13 protein-coding genes are annotated in these 16385 nt (G+C 71.1%); 7 read left to right on the top strand and 6 right to left on the bottom strand.

The window, feature by feature from the left end; translation table 11 throughout:
• Nucleotides 1-187: 187 nt before the first annotated feature.
• Nucleotides 188-1426, bottom strand: a complete 1239-nt coding sequence (locus tag AQI94_RS28560) for an ROK family transcriptional regulator (protein ID WP_031060704.1) — start codon at nucleotides 1424-1426, stop codon at nucleotides 188-190.
• A gap of 240 nt (nucleotides 1427-1666) precedes the next feature.
• Between AQI94_RS28560 and AQI94_RS28555 the strand changes: the two genes are divergently transcribed.
• The 4 genes from AQI94_RS28555 to AQI94_RS28540 are packed head-to-tail and all read left to right on the top strand — an operon-like array spanning nucleotide 1667 to nucleotide 7958.
• Nucleotides 1667-3046: an extracellular solute-binding protein gene (locus tag AQI94_RS28555; protein WP_031060713.1), complete on the top strand. Its 1380-nt coding sequence runs from the start codon at nucleotides 1667-1669 to the stop codon at nucleotides 3044-3046.
• Nucleotides 3043-3972, top strand: a complete 930-nt coding sequence (locus AQI94_RS28550) for a carbohydrate ABC transporter permease (RefSeq protein ID WP_031060716.1) — start codon at nucleotides 3043-3045, stop codon at nucleotides 3970-3972. The genes AQI94_RS28555 and AQI94_RS28550 overlap by 4 nt, the downstream gene beginning before the upstream one ends.
• A complete protein-coding gene (locus tag AQI94_RS28545; protein ID WP_078903002.1) occupies nucleotides 3972-4865 on the top strand; it encodes a carbohydrate ABC transporter permease in 894 nt (297 codons plus the stop codon). Before AQI94_RS28550 ends, AQI94_RS28545 begins: the two co-directional genes overlap by 1 nt.
• A gap of 30 nt (nucleotides 4866-4895) precedes the next feature.
• A complete protein-coding gene (locus AQI94_RS28540; RefSeq protein WP_062230000.1) occupies nucleotides 4896-7958 on the top strand; it encodes an alpha-mannosidase in 3063 nt (1020 codons plus the stop codon).
• Between the two features lie 16 nt (nucleotides 7959-7974).
• Here the strand turns inward: AQI94_RS28540 and AQI94_RS28535 are convergent, their stop codons facing one another.
• The gene (locus AQI94_RS28535) at nucleotides 7975-8505 is read right to left on the bottom strand and encodes a DinB family protein (protein ID WP_031044559.1); all 531 of its coding nucleotides are present in this window, start codon (nucleotides 8503-8505) and stop codon (nucleotides 7975-7977) included.
• A 337-nt stretch (nucleotides 8506-8842) separates the two neighbouring features.
• On the opposite strand from AQI94_RS28535, the gene AQI94_RS28530 reads away from it, so the two are divergent.
• The gene (locus AQI94_RS28530) at nucleotides 8843-9553 is read left to right on the top strand and encodes a GNAT family N-acetyltransferase (RefSeq protein WP_031044560.1); all 711 of its coding nucleotides are present in this window, start codon (nucleotides 8843-8845) and stop codon (nucleotides 9551-9553) included.
• Nucleotides 9554-9711: 158 nt separating this feature from the next.
• Entirely contained in the window at nucleotides 9712-10506 is a 795-nt protein-coding gene (locus tag AQI94_RS28525; RefSeq protein WP_031044562.1) for a S1 family peptidase, read from the top strand.
• Between the two features lie 30 nt (nucleotides 10507-10536).
• Here the strand turns inward: AQI94_RS28525 and AQI94_RS28520 are convergent, their stop codons facing one another.
• From AQI94_RS28520 to AQI94_RS28505, 4 genes are all read right to left on the bottom strand, one after another.
• Nucleotides 10537-12519, bottom strand: coding sequence for an alpha/beta hydrolase family protein (locus AQI94_RS28520; RefSeq protein ID WP_031044565.1), 1983 nt, complete (start codon nucleotides 12517-12519; stop codon nucleotides 10537-10539).
• Nucleotides 12520-12545: 26 nt separating this feature from the next.
• Nucleotides 12546-13121 (bottom strand): hypothetical protein, encoded by a 576-nt coding sequence (locus AQI94_RS28515; RefSeq protein ID WP_031044568.1) that lies wholly within the window; start codon nucleotides 13119-13121, stop codon nucleotides 12546-12548.
• Nucleotides 13122-13206: 85 nt separating this feature from the next.
• Nucleotides 13207-14685, bottom strand: a complete 1479-nt coding sequence (locus tag AQI94_RS28510) for a helix-turn-helix domain-containing protein (protein WP_031044570.1) — start codon at nucleotides 14683-14685, stop codon at nucleotides 13207-13209.
• Complete coding sequence (locus tag AQI94_RS28505) at nucleotides 14682-14987, bottom strand: helix-turn-helix domain-containing protein (RefSeq protein WP_031044575.1); 306 nt, start codon at nucleotides 14985-14987, stop codon at nucleotides 14682-14684. Before AQI94_RS28505 ends, AQI94_RS28510 begins: the two co-directional genes overlap by 4 nt.
• Nucleotides 14988-15213: 226 nt before the next feature.
• Here AQI94_RS28505 and AQI94_RS28500 point away from each other — a divergent pair, with 226 nt between their 5' ends.
• Nucleotides 15214-16335, top strand: coding sequence for a glycoside hydrolase family 53 protein (locus AQI94_RS28500; protein ID WP_031044577.1), 1122 nt, complete (start codon nucleotides 15214-15216; stop codon nucleotides 16333-16335).
• Nucleotides 16336-16385 lie beyond the last annotated feature (50 nt).

The following is a 16385-nucleotide window of genomic DNA, read 5'->3' as shown; positions in this document are numbered from 1 at the left end:
CCGCCGGGCATCGTCCAGCGCCGCCGTCTTCGCCTGGTGCGTCTGGACCAGCCATTCACGTGCCCTGGTGCCGGCGCACCAGGCCGACGTCAGCGTGGGCGGAGCCGCGGCCGTTCCCCGGAGCAAGCCCGTCGCAGCTCAGGACGTCCGGCGCGCGACCGCCAACTCGGCGCGCACCGCCGCCACTTCAGCCCGGCACATCCGTCAGCATCCGCCACCCGGGCGCGTAGTTCCCGTGCAGCACCAGCGACGCCGCCCCCACCGCGCCCACCGTCTCGCCGATCACGCTCTGCTCCACGGCGACCGCGCGGATCGTACGGGCGACGGAGGTGCGGTTGACGGCGGCCTCGACCTCCTCGCGGATGATCGGCTCGATGCCGCGCAGCGCCTCACCGCCGAGGACGACCCGGCTGACGTCGAGCAGGCTGGCGGCGCCGCGCGCGGCCTCGCCGATCCGGCGCGCGGCGCGTCGTACGACGTCACAGGCGGCGGGATCATCCGCGCGGGCCGCGCGGCGCAGGGCCTTCCAGTCGTGGTGCACGGAGTCGGGCGTACCGGTGAGGCCGATACGGTCGGCGGCGGTCCTGCCGTGCAGGCGCAGCAGGTCGTCGATGATCGCGGCCGGGCTGACGTACGGGCCGAGGCAGTCCATCGCCCCGCAGTGGCAGACCCGGTCGCCGGGCTCCACGGCCATGTGGCCGAACTCGCCGGCGTTGCCCGAATCGCCGTGCAGGACCGTGTTGTTGAGGACGATGCCGGCGCCTACGCCCGTGCCCAGGTAGATGAAGAGGAAGCTGCCGGCCCGGTCCGCGCCGCCGATCCAGCGCTCGCCGATGGCGGCGGCGGTGGCGTCGTTGTCGAGGGCCACGGGCAGTCCGGTGGCGTCGGCGAACATGTCCGCGAGGGGGACGCGGCCCCAGCCGGGGAAGTTCGGTGGGGCGACCACGGCGCCGGTGCTGCCGTCGAGAGGGCCGGGCGCGGCGATGCCGAGGCCGAGCAGACGGGTGCGGTCCACGGCACTGCGATCGAGGAGGCGCCCGGTGGTGCGCGCGACGCGGTCCACGACGTCGGCCGGGTCGCCGGGGTCGGTGAGCCGCAGGCGCCGGCTGCCGATCACCTCGCCGGCCAGGTCGACCACCACGATCACCGCGGCCTCGGGGTCGAGATGGACGCCGACCGCGCACGCCCCGTCGGCCCGGAGCGTCAGCAGGGTACGGCGCTTGCCGCCGCTGGAGGGGGCCTGGCCGGACTCCGCGACGAGGCCCGCGTCGAGGAGCTTGCGGACGACGTTGGAGACGGTCTGGTTGGTCAGCCCGGTGAGAGCGGCCAGCTCGACCCGGCTCACCTGTCCCGTGGTGCGGATGGCGTCCAGGACGACGGCCTGGTTGTAGCCGCCGACCCGTGGCAGGTTCGTCCCGCTGAGCATCGTCACCTGTCGGTCACCTGATCCCCTCACATCCGCCACCCCGGGCGGCGCCCTGGCGAAAGTTTACATACTCGAAGCATTGACTTCATCCATCAAATGGATTTAGCTGACGCCCATCACATTCCGGCCATCGGGGCCGATCAGCGCAGGGTGGCGCAGCGCTTGGGGCGTCGCGCGGGCTGGCCTCCGGGCCGAGAACTCGCGGCTTTCCCTCAGGTTTCGCGTCCCGGAGGAACCACTGTGCGCTCGAGAATCGTCACCGCCGCGGCCTTCACCGCCGCCACCGCCCTGGCCGTCACCGGCTGCGGTTCGGGCTCGTCAGGCAGCTCGTCCAAGTCCATCAAGGTCGTCTACTGGCAGAACCTGGACAGCACCAACAAGCTCCAGGCCAACTTCCTCGCCTCGATGGTGAAGGAATTCACCAAGGCCAACCCGGGCACCAAAGTGAACCTCGTGCCGGTGACCGCATCCGAGAACGACTACTACACCAAGCTCCAGCTCATGATGCGCTCCCCCGCGACCGCACCCGACCTGGTCTACGAGGACACCGCCCTCATCAACTCCGACATCGCGGGCGGCTATCTCAAGCCGCTGGACGCCTACGCCGCCCAGTGGGCCGACTGGTCGCAGTACGCCAAGGCCGCCAAGGGGGCGGTGACCGGGGCCTCCGACGGCAAGGTCTACGCCGTGCCGGACGACACCGACACCCGCGGGATCTGGTACAACAAGCAGCTCCTGCAGAAGGCCGGGATCCCCGTGCCCTGGCAGCCGAAGACCTGGGCCGACGTGATCGCCGCCGCCAGGAAGATCAAGGCCAAGCTGCCCGGCGTCACCCCGCTGAACCTCTACACCGGCCAGGCGGGCGGCGAGGCCTCCTCCATGCAGGGCTTCGAGATGCTCCTGTACGGCACTGCGGCCGGCGACAAGTCGCTCTACGACGCCTCGGAGAAGAAGTGGGTCGTGGGCAGCCAGGGCTTCAAGGACGCGCTCGACTTCGTGCACACCCTCTACGGCCAGGATCTCGGCCCGTCCAAGGAGCAGGCGCTGGGCGCCAACTTCGGGACCGCGGTCGGCACCGAACTCATCCCCGAGGGCAAGCTGGCGATCGACATCGACGGCTCCTGGATGCCCAACAACTGGAGTTCGGCGGCGGCCAAGCCGTGGAAGCAATGGCAGTCGGTGATGGGCACCGCGGCGATGCCGACGCAGAACGGTCAGGCGCCGGGCCGTACCAGCATGTCGGGCGGCTGGGCCTGGTCGATCCCGGCCAAGGCCAAGAACCCGGACCTGGCCTGGAAGTTCCTGTCGACCACGCTCCAGACGAAGACCAACGCCGCGAAGTGGAACGTGACGAACGCGAACATCGCGGTGCGCACCGACGTGGCCTCGGACCCGGCGTACCTGGACTCGGTGCCGACCAACAAGTTCTTCACGGAGCTGGTCGCCGACACCCACTACCGGCCCGGGCTGCCCGAGTACAACCAGGTCTCGACCGCGATCCAGAAGGCGATGGAGTCCGTGACGACCGGTCAGGCCTCCGTCGACAAGGCCGCCTCGACCTTCGATAACGATGTCAAGGCGGCGGTGGGCGAGGACAGGACCGTGGAGGGCACTTCGTGACCACCCTCGCCCCGGCGCCTCACGGGACCGGCGGTCACCCCCGCCGGTCCCGCGGGGCGCCCACCCCCGCGGTCCGCTCGCTGCTGCGCGGCCTGCCGACGGTCCCGGCCGTGGTCCTGCTGGCCGTCTTCCTGGCCGGTCCGATCGCGTACTGCGTCTACTACGCCTTCACCGACATGCAGCTCACCGGGGCCTCCGGCACCCACTTCGTGGGCTTCGACAACTTCACCCGGGCCTTCGAGGACGCCGACTTCCTCAACGCGATGTGGCTGACCCTGCTGTTCGTGGTCGGCTCCGCCGTGGTCGGCCAGAACACCCTCGGGCTCGCGCTGGCCGTCCTGATGCAGAAGGCCACCCGGCCGGTCCGGGCCGTCGTCAACGGCGTGGTCATCGCCGCCTGGGTGCTGCCCGAGGTGGTCGCCGGCTATCTGATGTACGCCTTCTTCTACGACCAGGGATCGCTCAACTCCCTTCTGGACGCGCTGCGTCTGCCGGACCAGAACTGGCTGTACACGATGCCGATCCTGGCGGTGTGCCTGGCCAACGTGTGGCGCGGCACCGCGTTCTCCCTGATGGTCTTCACCGCCGCCATCAACGACGTGCCCCAGGAGCTGGTGGAGGCCGCCGAGATGGACGGCGCCGGTCCCTGGCAGCGGTTGTGGCGGGTCGTTCTGCCGGTCATCAGGCCGTCGATCCTGACGAACCTGATGCTGATCACGCTCCAGACGCTCTCCGTCTTCGGTCTGATCTACACCATGACCCGCGGCGGACCGGGCAACAAGAGCGAGACCCTGCCGATCTTCATGTACCAACAGGCCTTCCAGAACAGCCTGATCGGCTACGGCACCGCCATCGCCCTCGTGCTGCTGGTGGTCGGCGCGCTCTTCTCCGTCGTGTACATCCGGCTGCTGAAACTGGAGGACTGATGGCCGCCGTCGCCACTCCCCCTGCCACGTCCGCCGCACGGACCGCCCCCGCACCGGCCGCCCGGCGTCCACACCGACTGCGCCCGGGCCGCCTCGCGATCAACCTCGTCCTGCTCGCCGTGTCGGTGCTGTACGTCCTGCCGCTGCTGTGGATGGTCGTCGCCTCGGTGAGCGACACCAACTCCTTCCGGCTGAAGTGGCCCTCGGCGCTGACGCTCGACAACTTCGACGCGGTTCTCAACGTCGACACCACCTACCGGCCGATGCTCAACAGCCTGCTGCTCTGCGGCTTCGGCACGGCGGTGACCGTGGTGGCCTCGGTCCTGTGCGCCTACCCGCTCTCGCGCTACCGCTCCCGGGTGCGCCGGCCGTTCCTGTACACGATCCTGTTCTCCACCGGGCTGCCCATCACCGCCGTGATGATCCCGGTCTACAGCATGTTCGTGCAGCTCAACCTGATCGACTCGATGCCGGGCACGACCCTGTTCCTGGCCGCGTCCGCGCTGCCGTTCGGGATCTGGCTGATGAAGAACTTCATGGACGGCGTGCCGATCGTCCTGGAGGAGGCCGCCCGTATCGACGGCGCGAACACCATGCAGGTGCTGTGGCGGGTGGTGCTGCCGCTGATGCGCCCGGGTGTCGTCGTGGTCACCATCTTCACGTTCATCGGCATGTGGGGGAACTTCTTCGTCCCCTTCATCCTGCTGCTGTCCCCGGAGAAACTCCCCGCGTCCGTCAGCGTGTTCACCTTCCTCTCCGCCCACGACCAGACGCAGTACGGGCAGTTGTCCGCCTTCTCGCTCCTCTACTCGCTGCCCGTCGTGATGCTCTACCTGCTGTTGGCCCGCAAGCTCGGCGGCGGTTTCGCGCTCGGCGGAGCCCTCAAGGGCTGACGCCTCCCCGTTCACGGAGAAAGACACCTGATGCACAACGACCGTGAAGTCACCGAACAGCGGCTCGCCCGCGTGCTCGACGAGCGGATCCGGCCTGCCGTCCATGCCCGATCCGTCCCCCTCGACGTGGCGATCTGGAACGTCCCCGGCGAGCCGGTGCCGGTCCGCGAGGGCCTGGCCGCCGCCTACGAGCCGACCCGGGCCGGCGCCTGGTGGGGTCCCGCCTGGTCGACGAGCTGGTTCAAGGTCAGCGGCACCGTCCCGGCGGACTGGGCAGGGGAGACCGTCGAGGCCGTGCTGGATCTCGGGTTCGCCACCCACTCCGCGGGCTTCTCGGCCGAGGGCCTGGTCTACCGGCCGGACGGCACCGCCGTGAAGGCGCTCAACCCGCGCAACACCTGGCTGCCGGTGGCCGAACACGCCGTAGGAGGAGAGGAGTTCACCGCCTACGTCGAGGCCGCAGCCAATCCGGTCGTCATGCACACCGCTCCCGGCGAGCTCACCTTCGGCCCCACGTCGGTGGGCGGCCGCGCCCCCTGGCTGGGCGATCCGGCCGCGGACCCCGGCGCACCCCTGTACCGGCTGCGGCGCCTGGACCTGACCGTGTTCGACCGGCAGGTCCACGAACTCGTCCAGGATCTGGAGGTGCTGGGGCAGCTGATGCCGGAGCTGTCCACCGACTCCCCGCGCCGCTGGCAGATCCTGCGCGCGGTCGAACTCGCCCTGGACGCGGTCGACCTGCAGGACGTCAGCGGCAGCGCGGCCGCCGCGCGGGCCGCCCTCGCGCCCGTACTGGCGTCGCCCGCGCACGCGAGCGCGCACCGCATCTCGGCGGTCGGGCACGCGCACATCGACACCGCCTGGCTGTGGCCGCTGCGCGAGACCGTGCGGAAGGTGGCCCGGACGGTCTCCAATGTCACCCACCTCATGGACGAGCACCCGGAGTTCCGGTTCGTGATGTCCCAGGCGCAGCAACTCGCCTGGCTGAAGGAGCACCGGCCCGAGGTGTACGCCCGGGCCCAGGAGAAGGCGAAGACCGGGCAGTTCCTGCCGACCGGCAGCCTGTGGGTGGAGCCGGACACCAACATCAGCGGCGGCGAGGCGCTGGCGCGCCAGTTCGTCCACGGGAAGCGGTTCTTCCTGGAGGAGTTCGGCGTCGAGACCGAGGAGATGTGGCTGCCGGACACCTTCGGCTACAACGCGGCCCTGCCGCAGCTGATGAAGCTGGCCGGGGTGCAGTGGTTCCTGACACAGAAGATCTCCTGGAACACCACCAACAAGTTCCCGCACCACACCTTCTGGTGGGAGGGCATCGACGGCACCCGGATCTTCAGCCACTTCCCACCCGTCGACAGCTACAACGGCGAGCTGTCCGGCGCCGATGTCGCGCACAGCGTGCGCAACTTCCAGGACAAAGCGGGCGCCAACCGCTCGCTGATCCCCTTCGGCTACGGCGACGGCGGTGGCGGTCCCACCCGCGAGATGCTGGCCCGCGCCGACCGGCTCCGGGACCTGGAGGGCTCGGCGCGCGTCGAGATGGAGGGGCCCGCGGACTTCTTCCGGCGCGCGCACGCCGAGTACGAGGCGAACGGCGGCGCGCCGGTGTGGGCCGGAGAGCTCTACCTGGAGTTCCACCGCGGCACCCTGACCAGCCAGCTGGCCACCAAACAGGGCAACCGGCGCAGCGAACACCTGCTGCGCGAGGCGGAGTTGTGGGCGGCGACCGCGGCCGTACGGCACGGGTGGCCGTATCCGTACCAGGCGCTGGACCGGCTGTGGAAGACGGTGCTGCTGCACCAGTTCCACGACATCCTGCCCGGGACGTCGATCGCCTGGGTGCACCGGGAGGCGGAGGAGACCTACGCGGCCGTGGCGCGGGAGCTGGAGGAGCTGATCGGCGCGGCCCAGCGGGTGCTGGCCGGGGACCCGACGGGCACGGTCGTCTTCAACTCCGCGCCGCACGCCCGGGGCGGTGTCCCGGCGCTCGGGGCGAGCCCCCGCTCCGCCTGTGTCGACGCACCGGTGCGGCCGGTCCCGGACGCGGACGGGTTCGTCCTCGACAACGGCCTGGTCCGGGTCGTGGTGGACGCCCGCGGCCTGATCACCTCCGCCTACGACCACGCGGCGCAGCGGGAGGCGCTGGCCCCCGGGGCGGTCGGGAACCTCCTGCAGCTCCACCAGGACTTCCCCAACCAGTGGGACGCCTGGGACGTCGACGTCTTCTACCGCAACACCGTGCGCGACCTCACCGACGCCGAGTCCGTGACGGCGACGGCCGACGGCGTCCGGGTGGTCCGGGCCTTCGGCGACTCCAGGATCGAGCAGACCCTGACCCTGCCGTCCGGATCACGCGGACTGGTGATCGACACGGTCGTCGACTGGCACGAGCGGGAGAAGTTCCTCAAGGCGGCCTTCCCGCTGGACGTGCGGGCCGCCCACTCGACCGCCGAGATCCCCTTCGGTCACGTCGAGCGGCCCACGCACACCAACACCAGCTGGGACGCGGCCAAGTTCGAGACGTGCACCCACCGCTTCCTGCACGTCGGCGAGCCCGACTGGGGAGCCGCCCTGGTCAACGACTCCTCCTACGGCCACGACGTCACCCGTGACGTCCGCCCAGACGGGGGTACGACCACCACGGTCCGCCTCTCCCTGCTGCGCGCGGCACGCTTCCCCGACCCCGACCAGGACCAGGGCACCCACCGGCTCGGATACGCGCTGGTCATCGGCGCCGATGTCAGCGACGCCAGGCGCGAGGGGTACCGCTTCAACCTGCCCGAGCGTGCGGTACCGGGCAGTGCGACGGTCGCCCCGCTCTTGTCGGTGGACCACGAGGGTGTGGTCGTGGAGGCGGTCAAGCTCGCCGACGACGGCAGCGGCGATGTCGTCGTACGGCTCTACGAGTCCCGCGGCACCCGGGCGGCCGCCACCCTCACCCCCGGCTTCCCCCTCGCCTCGTCCCAGGTGACCGACCTGTTGGAACGCCCCGTGGACGACCCTGCGAGCCACCGACACGTCGCCGGCGGTGTCCGGTTGACGCTGCGGCCGTTCCAGATCCTCACGCTGCGGTTGCGACCGGTGTCGGACGGCTGAGCCCGGCGGGCCCGGGTCACGGAACATCGACGACGAGATAGCCGTCGACCCGGCGCAGGTACGCGCTGTCGGGGGCGGGCGGAAGCTCGTGGCCGAGGTCGGCGGCACGCACCTCGCCGATCCACTGGTCGTGCTGGTACTCGTGGTTGATGAGCGTGGTCAGCAGGTGGGTGGCCACGATGGTGAGCTGGGCAGGGGCCCCGACCCGGCCGGCGGCGATGTCGCGCATCCGGGCGTGTACGCGTTCCGCGACGGCGCTGCGGAACTCGCTGAGGCGGGTGACGGTCGGCAGCGTGCCGCGGAACTTCTCCGGGTTCGCCGAGTCCATCAGCGCGTCCAGTTCCGGGTCCGGGCTGGGCTCGGCCGCGGTGAGGTTGCGGACCATGAAGTGGGCGACATGGGCCTGGTGTCCCAGATGCCAGCCGATGGCGCTGGAGTTCTCGTGCGGCCGCCAGGTCACCTCGTCCGGGGTGAGATCCCTCCACAGCTCGTCGGTGTAGGCGCGAGCCCGGTCGTACTCGCGCAGCAGAGCGTCTGTCCGGAGCATGGGTTCACCCTTCTGTCGTGACGGTCAGGATCGCGTGGGCCGCACGCGGGGCGCCGAGGGCCCCCTCGATGTGCCCATCCTGCCGGGGTGGCCGTCTCGGTCGGCCGCAGAGCTGTGCCGACCAGGTGACCACCACCGGCTCGGATCCGAGTCCGGCCACCTCCGCCGGAACGAGGCCGAACCGAGCGGCGGGCCGCCCTCGGGGCCGGACATTTCGGACAGCTTCTGCGACGGGCCGGTCCTGCCTACCGCCGCCATCCATACGGGCGCCCCTTGCGCAGCAGGACCTATAGCCTTTCTCACGACGACGAGCCGGTCCGGGGAAAGGCACAGCACGATGACGAGCGGGGATGCCGCCGCACTCGACGACCCGGTGGGCGAGTCGCTGTGCGGCCCTCACGCGGTCCTGGCCCGCCGCCGCGGCCGCGCCGCCGCCTACCTGCCCGACGTCGCGGCCTTCTCCACGGTGTCCCCCGCTCCGCGGGCGGCGGACTGGGACGACCTGGCACGGCTGCTGGGCCCCGGCGGGTTCGCCGACCTGTTCAGCGGCGCGGCGGTTCCGCCGCAGGACTGGGAGCCGGTCTTCGTGCTGGAGGGCCGGCAGATGATCCGGCCCGGCACCCACCGGGCCGAGCACTCCCACGCCGGAGTGGTGGAGCTGGGCGCCGCCGATGTGCCCGAGATGCTCGATCTCACCGCGCGGACCCGGCCGGGACCGTTCTGGCAGCGCACCCACGAACTCGGCACCTACCTCGGCGTCCGCCTCGACGGCAGGCTCGTGGCCATGGCGGGGGAACGGCTCCGGCCTCCCGGCTGGGCCGAGATCAGCGCCGTCTGCACGGCGCCCGAGGCCCGCGGACAGGGCCACGCCGCCCGCCTGGTGAACGCGCTCACCGCACGCATCCTGGCCCGCCACGAACTCCCCTTCCTGCATGTGGCCGAGACGAACACCACCGCGATCGCGCTCTACGAACGGCTCGGTTTCGAAACCCGCAGGCACGTGACCTTCCGCGGCTACCGCACCCCCGAGGCTCGCGTCGGACCGTGAGCCCGGCTTGGTCGTCCACGCGCCGGAACGACACAGACGGTCACGGGGGGGGGCGCCTGCCCCGAAACCGACCGGCCCCTGACGCTCGTCCTTCCCACCGACCACACCACGCGGGGCCGAGCCGTGCCCCGCGCCAGGCAGTTCAGGGGGATACCGCGATGCCGATCCACGCCGCAAGAGCCACCCGTCCCGGAACGCGCACGGCCGCCGTCGTCACCACCGCCGTGCTCGCCGCGGCCGCACTCTGGTCCACCGCCGTCCCCGCCTCCGCGATCAAGGGCGGCGGGCCCGCCACCGCGAAGGCCCACCCGTACGCCATGTTGATCGAGTTCGAGGGCAGGCAGTTCTGCGGTGGCACACTCGTCGCGCCCACGAAGGTGCTCACGGCCGCCCACTGCGTGCAGAGCGCCGGCGATGTGTCCACGCTGACGGTCGTCGGCGGCCGCACCCGGGTGGACGGCACCGACGGCACGGAGCGCCAGGTCAGCTCGGCCCGGCTGGACTCGCGTTACGGCGGCCCCGGTTACGCCCACGACGCCGCGGTCCTCACCCTGGACCGGCCGATGCCGTACCGGACCATCCCGGTGGCCGGCCCGCGGGACGGCAAGCTGGTGGCCGACGGCCGGAAGGCCACCGTGCTCGGCTGGGGACGGACCGGACCCGGCGTCGACGGGACCAGGCTGAAGCGGACCAGGCTCGTCCTCTCGCCCGTCGCGGCCTGCCGGCCGTACACCGACCCCGAGACGGACCCCGCCGCCATGCTGTGCGGGATGCCCCGCCCCGGAACCACCGACAGCATCTGCCCGGGGGACTCCGGCGGGCCGCTGATCAGCGGCGGCAAGGTCGTGGGGATCGTGTCGTCCGGCAACAAGTACTGCGACGAGCAGTTCCCGGTGTCCGTGTTCGTCCGCGCCGACTCGGTCGCCGCGGATCTGGGCGTCCCCACCCTCTGACGCACGCGCCGGTCACCGCACCGGCCGACGTCACAGGAGCCCCGGCCGCCGGAACTCCTCGCCGCGTACGTGGTGGTCGAGGAAGTTCAGGGCCGTCTCGTACACGAGGCGCAGGTGGTTCGGGGCTTCGATGCCGTGGGTCTCGTCCGGGAAGTACAGGAACTTGGCTGGTACGTCCTGGCGTTGGAGGTCGTGGTGGAGGGCCAGCGACTGGCCCACCGGCACCCGGTAGTCCTTGCCGCCGTGCACGATCAGCGTCGGCGTGGTCAGGTTGGCCGCGTCGAAGTGCGGCGAGTCCGCCTCGTACCGTTCGCGCCGGGTGCGCGGATCGCCGAAGATCTCGCGGAAGTACGTGTGCAGGTCGGTGTCGCCCTGGAAGTCCTCCAGGTTCCACAGCCCGGCGTGCGAGACGAGTGCTCGGAAGCGGTCGGTGAGGGTCGCGGCGCGGTTCGCGAGGTAGCCGCCGTAGGACCAGCCGGCGAGGGCCGTCCGGCTCGCGTCGAGGTCGGGGCGGGCCAGTGCGGCGTCGGTGAGGGCGAGGACGTCACGATAGGGCCGGCCGCCGTAGTCGCCCCGGCCGCGTTCCTGCATGCGCTGCCCGTAGCCGGAGGACAGGGCCGGGTCGGGCAGGAGTACGGCGTATCCGCGGGCCGCGAAGGGCCAGGGGTTCCACTGCCAGGGCCAGTCGCTCCAGGACCCCTGGGGGCCGCCGTGCGCCTCGACGAGGAGTGGTGAGGGGTTGTCGGGCCCCGCGCCCTCGGGCAGGACCAGCCAGGCGCGGAGCGCGAAGCCGTCGTCCCCGGTCGTGTGCACCTCGGTCAGCGTGCCGGGCAGGGGGCCGAGGTCGCCCGGGGCCCTGAGGAAGGCGGGCTGCTGGTCGGGCTTGCCCGCGTCCAGGCGGACCGCCCGGGGCGGGCTGTCGAGCGCGCTGCGCAGGGCGTACAGGGTGGATCCGTCGGGCGTCACACAGAGGGAGCTGTAGGCGCCGGAGGCGGTGAGGCGGGTGACGGTGCCGTCCGGATCGCGGCGGAAGACCGGGCGGTGGCCCTGTTCGTCGCCGGTGAACCACAGCGTGGTGTCCCCGGGAACGGGCGAGAGGATCGCCCGTCCCGGCCAGGGCCAGTTGTCGAAGTCCGGCAGCAGGTCCGTCTCTTCACCGGACGCGGGGTCGAGGGCGACGAGGGTGGCCCGCCACTCGGTGTCCCAGGTCTCCTCCCGCTGGCGTTGGCAGATCAGGCGGCTGCCGTCGGCGGTGAAGCACGGTTGGTAGTACTGGTGGCCAGGACGGGAGAAGGTGCGGCGCTCCACGCCGGTCGACGCGTCGGCGATCACCACGACGTTCGTGTCCGGGGCGGCGCTCGTCGGGGCCCGCGTGCAGGCGACCACTGTCCCGTCCGGCGAGAGGGCCATGTCCCCTGCGCCCGCGAGTCCTTGGGCGCCCGCGTCGACCGGCGGGGCGTCGCCCCGGCGGACGAAGGTGTGCGGCTCGGCCGGGCCGAGGTCCACGCCGTCGGCGCGGGTGGGGGTCGCCTCGTACAGGACCGCGGTGACACCGGAGCGGGCACGCTGCTGGAGGAGGTCGCCGTGCGTGCGCGCGTCCGCGGCACCCGGCAGCAGAGCGGCCGTCCAGGCGAGCGTGCGCGAACGGGCGGCGACGGTGAACGCGCTCAACCCGCCCGGGTGGTGGGCTGTCCGCTCCGCCTCGCCCTGGTCCGAGAGCGCCCACAGTGCCGCTCCGGGTGACTCCTGCGGACCGCGGTCGGAGAGGACGAGCAGGGTGCCGTCGGCCGAGAAGGCAGGGGCGTGATCGCCCCGCCGGGACCCGGTCACGAGCCGGGGGTCGCGCTCACCCGCGGGATCCACCTCCCACAGCTCCGACACGTACCGCGTGCCCGCGTCGTCGAGGGTCTGGACGGAGGCGACCAGGCGGGTGCCGTCGGGAGCGAGGGCCAGGCCGGACAGGCGGGGTTGTTCGACGAGCCGGTCGTGGAGGGTGCTCGGGTCGTTGACCATGACGGTCACTCTGCCCACGGGATGCCTCAGGCGGCGAACCCGATCGCGGTCACGAACTCGTACTCTCCCCACTGGCTGCCGAGATCGACCACGACGTCGTTGACCCATGCCTCGTCGAGCGCGGCGTCGTCGCCCGCGGCCCAGGCCCGTACGACGCGGTCCCAGTGACGGACGTTCAGGGTGCGGTACTCGACCGCCCGTTGGCGGGGGCGTGGCACCTGGCTCTGGTTGAGCGGGTGGAACTCGACCCGGGTGCCGCGGCCTTCACGGGTCAGGCGCAGCAGCAGATACCGCGAGACGTTCTGCCGGCGCACGGTGCGGTACGCGCTCTCGATCTTCTCCAGGTTGCGCTTCGAGGGGCTGCGGCGCTCCTCCAGCCACGCACGGAGTGTGCGGTCGGTGACCGTGAGGCCGGCCTCACGGGCGGTGGCCCGGGCGTGTTCGGTGCGGGTGAGGTAGTGCAGCCGGGCCAGCAGGCCGCGCCGGGTGGTGATCGGGGTGGCGATGAACGTGGCGAGCGCGTCGAGCTGCCGGGCCACGGCCTCGTGTCCCTTGATGCCCCGAGCCCCGTACTTCCCGAACTCGATGTTCCTCTCCGGCACCCCGACTCCTCTTACGCCCGCCGCTGATCGAAGGATGCTCGGCGACCTGCGCCACAGAACATCCAGAGGCTACCGCCCCACACTCTCATCCGGTCGACGGCACGGTGCCGACGGTGTAGACGTCCTTCACCTTCACCTCGGTGACACCGCGCCCCTCCGCGAACACCGCGCGCCAGTCACCGGCGACGTGCAGCTCGTCGGTTCCCATCGCCCGGACGACCGTCAGACCCTCGTCGTAGGCCCGGTGCGCCTTCCACCACAGGTTCACGAAGGCCTGGGAGCGGATGAGGTGCATCCAGTCGGCGCGGTACAGCTCCCGGTTGTAGTTCGACTCGCCCATCGTGGAGACGAACTTGCTGTACATGGCCTTCACGTACTCGAGCGTCACCTCGTCGTCCTCGGCGATGGCCCGGTCGCGGGCGTCCTTGAGGGCGATGCGGAACTTCTCCAGGAGGTTCTCCGTGGCACCGGAGGTCCAGGACTCGTGGATCTCCGGAGGGTCGCACAGCCCGTACTTCGGGCCGGCCAGCCGCAGCAGCAGACGCAGGGTCGGCTCGGTCACCCACAGCGGCCCCGGCTCGTCCCGGCTGCCCAGCGGGTTCGGCAGGTAGGCGTCGTGGTCCCAGTCGGACGGGGTGATCAGATGGACGCCGGCGCGGCGGCGGTCGTGGTCGCCGCCGGTGGAGTGCTCCAACTGGCCGATCGGCAGGTGGGTCTTGAGCGCGGACAGGTAGGCGCCGTTGACGTCGAGCGCGGTCACCTCGTGCTCGCCGGGCGGGAGTTCGGGCCTGGTCCACTTGGGGCGGGCCTCCCAGATCTGGTCGGCGCCTCGCGCGCTCTGCTTGCGCAGGATGTCGGGCAGCCAGGGGTGCGCGACGACGTCGTACCGGCCGCCCTTGCGGCTGTCGTCGAGGAGCGCCATCGCGTCCGGGATCGCCCGCTTGACCAGGGCGGCGGTCGCCGCCTCCACGTCGCCCGAGTGCTGGTCGAGCGCGGCCGCCACGGCGGAGCCGATCAGGTCCGGGGTGTCGGCGGGCTGCACCCGGCGACCGGCGGGGACGACCTTCACTCCGCGAGCGGGGGAGGCGGCGGGGCCTGTCGGTGCCGCTTCGGGCGCGGGGGGCACCGGCTGCGCGGGGTCGCCCGGCGCGCAGTCCGCGGAGTCCAGGTGCTGGGGGAAGCCCTCGACCTGATGGCGGGCCGGCCGACCGCACAGGACACAGGGCTGTGGCTCGGACAGCACGTCTACGTCGTCGAGGCCCGTCTCCTCCTCCGCGTGCGCCACGCCGTCCACGCTGTCCACGGGGTCTGCAGGGTCCGCGGCCGCCAGCTTCGTGCGTGCCCCTTCCAGGAAGTACGCGTACTTCTCCCGCACCTGACCGCTCGGCTCCCGTCCGGACTCCCAGCCGCCCACCGTCGAGGCGCTCACGTCCAGGACCTTCGCGAGCTGGGCGCGCGAGACGTTCAGCTCCTCCCGCAGGGCGCGCCGCTCCTCGGCCGGCGGCAGCGGGACCTCCTGCCTCGCCTCGGCGAGCAGCGCGTCGATCGCGTCGAAGTCGGTCATCGCGCTCCCCCGTCCGGTGCGGCCGCGGGGCGTACGACACGGCCGGGCACGCGGCGCCGCTGGGCGGACAGGGTCTCGGTGGCCCGGGTGGGGCCGGCCAGGAGGTCCAGCGGATCGATGCCGTAGTGCGCCGCGACCGCGTCGCAGTCGGCCAGGCTCCAGGCGGCGGTGCCGGACTGACGGCGGCTCACCTGTGCCTGGCTCACCCCCAGCGCGCAGGCCAGTTCCGTCTGCGACTCACCGGTCGCGTACAGGAGGGCCGCCACCGCCGACCGCACCCGCTCGTCGAGCGTCATCCGCATGACGTGGAACCTACCACTCCGGGCGCACTCCCTATACGCGACACGCATAGGGAGCATGGACCATCCCCTCGATCACTGTGTACGTACACAATTGATCTTGCTGGTCCATATGCCTTTCACCTCGCAGAAATGCTGCCGACACGAGTATTTACAGCTCTGACAGCGCCTCCTACTGTGAACGTTCACGGAAAGCATCCACATGGTCATGTCAGACAAGGAGGTCGGGATGACCGTCAAAGGTCCGCGCCGTCTCGTGAGAGCCGCCATGCTCCTGGCGGCCCTCGCCCTGCCCGCATCCCTGCTCACCACGTCCACCAGCGCCTCTGCCGCCGGAACGCTCACCATGCGCGGTGCCGATGTGTCGACCGCGCAGCGCGCCCTCGACCTCGGTGCCAAGTACTACGACGCGAGCGGCACCGCCAAGGACCCGCTGGACATCCTCAAGGGCCTCGGCGTCAACTACGTCCGCCTGCGGGTGTGGAACAACCCCGCCAGCGGCTACAACAACAAGGCCAAGGTGCTGTCGTACGCGAAGCAGGTGAAGGCCAAGGGGCTCAAGCTGCTGGTCGACTTCCACTACTCGGACACCTGGGCGGACCCCGGCAACCAGAACAAGCCCGCGGCCTGGGCCGGGCACACCATCGGCCAGCTCCAGACGGACGTCTACAACTACACCTACGACGTCTGCAACAGCCTCAAGTCGCAGGGCACCACGCCGGACAGCGTGCAGATCGGCAACGAGATCAACGTCGGCATGCTGTGGAACGAGGGCAAGGTCGTCAACAACGACTTCACCAACCTCAGTCTGCTGCTCAAGTCGGGTTACAACGCGACCAAGGCGTGCAACAGCGGCACCCAGGTGATCATCCACACCGCCGACGCCGACAGCGACGCCAACGCCCGCTGGTTCTACGACGGCATCAAGGCCAAGGGCGTCAACTGGGACATCACCGGGCTGTCCTACTACTGCCCGTGGCACGGCACGATCGCCAACATGGGCAGTGTCGTGGCCGACATAAAGTCCCGGTACGGCAAGGACGTCATCATCGCCGAGACGGCCTACCCGTTCACCTCGGCCAACGCGGACGGCACCACCAACTCCATCACGACGGGCTGCTCGGGCTACCCGCTCAGCTGGCAGGGCCAGGCGGACAACTTCACCGCCGTGCAGAACGCGGCCCGCAGCAACGGCGCGATCGGGGTCTTCTACTGGGAGCCCACCTGGTACGCCGTGAAGGGCAACGGCTGGGACCCGGCCGACATCAACAACAGCGGCAACGGCTGGGACAACATGGCCGTCTTCAACTGGACCGGCAATGTGAACCCGAACGTCAAGTGGACCCCGTAGGGGACGACTTCCCACCGGAGCGGCACCGTCCCCGGGCGGTGCCGCTCGTC

It is taken from the genome of Streptomyces pseudovenezuelae (assembly GCF_001513955.1).
Classification (GTDB): Bacteria; Actinomycetota; Actinomycetes; order Streptomycetales; family Streptomycetaceae; genus Streptomyces; species Streptomyces pseudovenezuelae.
This window is presented reverse-complemented; position numbering and strand designations above follow the sequence as displayed.